Source organism: Streptomyces sp. NPDC053673 (assembly GCF_055585225.1).
Window position 1 is genome coordinate 1 of sequence record NZ_JBVJKN010000085.1, and the last position, 2,884, is coordinate 2,884.

2 protein-coding genes are annotated in these 2,884 nt (G+C 70.9%); both read left to right on the top strand.

From position 1 onward, the window contains the following. Positions 1-783 (top strand): acyl carrier protein (locus ACZ6ZQ_RS38420; RefSeq protein ID WP_469773175.1); only part of this gene is annotated, 783 nt, incomplete at its 5' end. A 66-nt stretch (positions 784-849) separates the two neighbouring features. Continuing rightward, positions 850-2,884: type I polyketide synthase (locus tag ACZ6ZQ_RS38425; RefSeq protein ID WP_469773176.1), on the top strand; the 2,035-nt coding region annotated here is incomplete at its 3' end.

Genomic DNA, 2,884 nt, shown 5'->3' on the forward strand with positions numbered 1-2,884 from the left:
GGTGAGCTGGATGCCGGTGAGGTGTCGCGGCTGGGCCGTGGTGGTGTGACTGCGCTGTCGGCCGGGGAGGGGCTGGCGCTTTTCGATGCGGTGTCGGTCTCCGAGCAGGCGTTGTTCGTGCCGGTGAAGCTGGATCTGGTGGCGTTGCGGGCGCAGGCGGGCAGTGGGGGCATGCTTCCGCCGCTGCTCAGCGGCCTGGTCCGCACCCCCACCCGCCGCACCGCAAGCGCCGCTCACACCGGCGCGGAAGGCGGCACGGCCCTGCGGGAGCGACTGGCCGGACTGACGCCGGCGGCCCGGGAAGAGGCGCTGCTGGAGCTGGCCTGCACGTATGTGGCGGCCGTACTCGGCTTCTCGGGTCCCGAAGCGGTCGACCCGGCGCGGTCGTTCAGCGAGGTCGGCTTCGACTCGCTGACCGCCGTCGAGCTGCGCAACCGGCTCGGCGCGGCGACCGGCGTACGTCTGCCCGCCACACTCGTCTTCGACTACCCCACCCCGAACGCGCTGGTGGAGTTCCTGCGGGACGAGCTCTGGCAGGACGGCGCCGCGGCCGTTCCCCCGCTGCTCGCCGAACTGGACCGACTGGAAAAGACGCTTGTCGCGGCCGTCCCCGACGACGACGGCCGCAACCGCATCACCGAGCGCCTCCAAGCACTGCTGGCCGCCTGGAGCGAGGCCGGGGACCCGGCGGGCGCCGACGACGCCGATGTGGCCGAGGCGCTCGAGACCGCGACCGACGACGACCTCTTCGACTTCATCGGCAAGGAGTTCGGGATCTCCTGATGTGACAGCCCGGCTCCGCCTTACCGACGGCTCTGCCTTTCTGGCTTCTGTACGAGGGATGCACGCATGAATGAAGACAAACTCCGGTACTTCCTGAAGCGGGTGACGGCCGACCTCCACGAGACGCGCCGCCGTCTGCAGGAGGTCGAGTCGGAGGAACAGGAGCCGATCGCGATCGTCGGGATGAGCTGCCGCTACCCGGGGGGCGTCGAGTCGCCCGAGGACCTGTGGCAGCTGGTGTCCGAGGAGACCGACGCCATCTCTCCCTTCCCCACCGACCGGGGCTGGGACATGGGGCGGCTGTTCGACGCAGACCCCGACGGCCGGGGCACGAGCTATGTGCAGGAAGGTGGCTTCCTGCACGACGCCAACCGCTTCGACCCGGCGTTCTTCGGGATCTCGCCTCGCGAGGCCGTCGCGATGGACCCGCAGCAGCGGCTCCTGCTCGAAACCTCGTGGGAGGCGTTCGAGCGGGCCGGTATCGACCCGACCTCGGTACGCGGCAGCCGGACCGGGGTGTTCGCCGGAGTCATGTACCACGACTACGCGTCGCGACTGCGTGCCGTTCCCGAGGAGGTCGAGGGCTACCTCGGCACCGGCGGCTCCAGCAGCATCGCCTCCGGCCGCGTCTCGTACACCTTCGGTCTGGAGGGCCCGGCGCTCACCGTCGACACGGCTTGCTCGTCCTCCCTCGTCACACTGCACCTGGCCATGCAGGCACTCCGCAAGGGCGAGTGCTCGCTCGCCCTCGCCGGCGGTGTCACCGTCATGGCCACGCCGGGCACCTTCACCGAGTTCAGCCGCCAGCGCGGCCTGTCCTTCGACGGCCGCTGCAAGTCCTTTGCGGACTCGGCGGACGGCACCGGCTGGGCCGAGGGCGCGGGCATGCTACTCGTCGAGCGTCTGTCGGACGCCCGCAAGAACGGCCACCCGGTGCTCGCGGTGATACGCGGCTCCGCCGTCAACCAGGACGGCGCGAGCAACGGTCTGACGGCTCCGAACGGCCCGTCCCAGCAGCGGGTCATCCGCCAGGCCCTGGCCGACGCGCGGCTGACCGCGGCCGACGTCGACGTCGTGGAGGCGCACGGCACGGGCACGACCCTGGGTGACCCGATCGAGGCGCAGGCCCTGCTAGCCACCTACGGTCGCGAGCACAGTGACGACCGCCCGTTGTGGCTGGGCTCGATCAAGTCGAACGTGGGCCACACCCAGGCCGCGGCCGGTGTCGCGGGCATCATCAAGATGGTCATGGCGATCCGCCACGGCAGGATCCCCAAGACCCTGCACGTCGACGAGCCGTCGAGCAACGTCGACTGGTCGGCGGGTGCGGTCTCGCTGCTGACGGAGGCGGTGGAGTGGCCGGAGACCGGCCGGCCGCGCCGCGCCGCCGTGTCGTCGTTCGGCATCAGCGGCACGAACGCGCACACCATCATCGAGCAGGCGCCCGCGCCTCTGGCGGGAGCAGGCGCGCAGCCGACCGGCGACGAGGTGGACGGTGCGGAGGCCGCCGAGCAGGGTGACGTCGAAGCCGCCGCGCCGCTGTCCGTGTCCGTGCCTCCCGTCCTGCCCTGGCCCGTCTCGGGCAGCACGGAGGAGGCTCTGCACGCCCAGGCCGACCGCCTGCTCGCCCACCTGCGAGCCCACCCGGACCATGCCCCGGAGGACGTTGCCTTCTCCCTGGCCACCACCCGCGCCGCCCTGGCGCACCGCGCCGTCGTCGTCGCGGCAGACCCGGAGAACGCACTCACGGACCTCGCCGCGCTGGCCGCGGGCGAGACCACCGCACGAGTCGTACGAGGTGAGGCAGGGGCGCGCGGGAAGCTGGCGTTCCTGTTCACGGGGCAGGGGAGTCAGCGGCTCGGGATGGGCCGTGAGTTGTACGAGGCGTATCCGGTGTTCGCGGATGCGCTGGACGCGGTCTGTGCTCACCTCGATGTTCACCTCGAAGTGCCACTGAAGGATGTGCTGTTCGCGGCTGAGGGCGATCTGCTGGATGAGACGGCCTACACCCAGCCTGCGTTGTTTGCCGTTGAGGTGGCGTTGTTCCGGCTGGTGGAGTCGTGGGGTGTGAGGCCGGACTTCCTGGCTGGTCATTCGATCG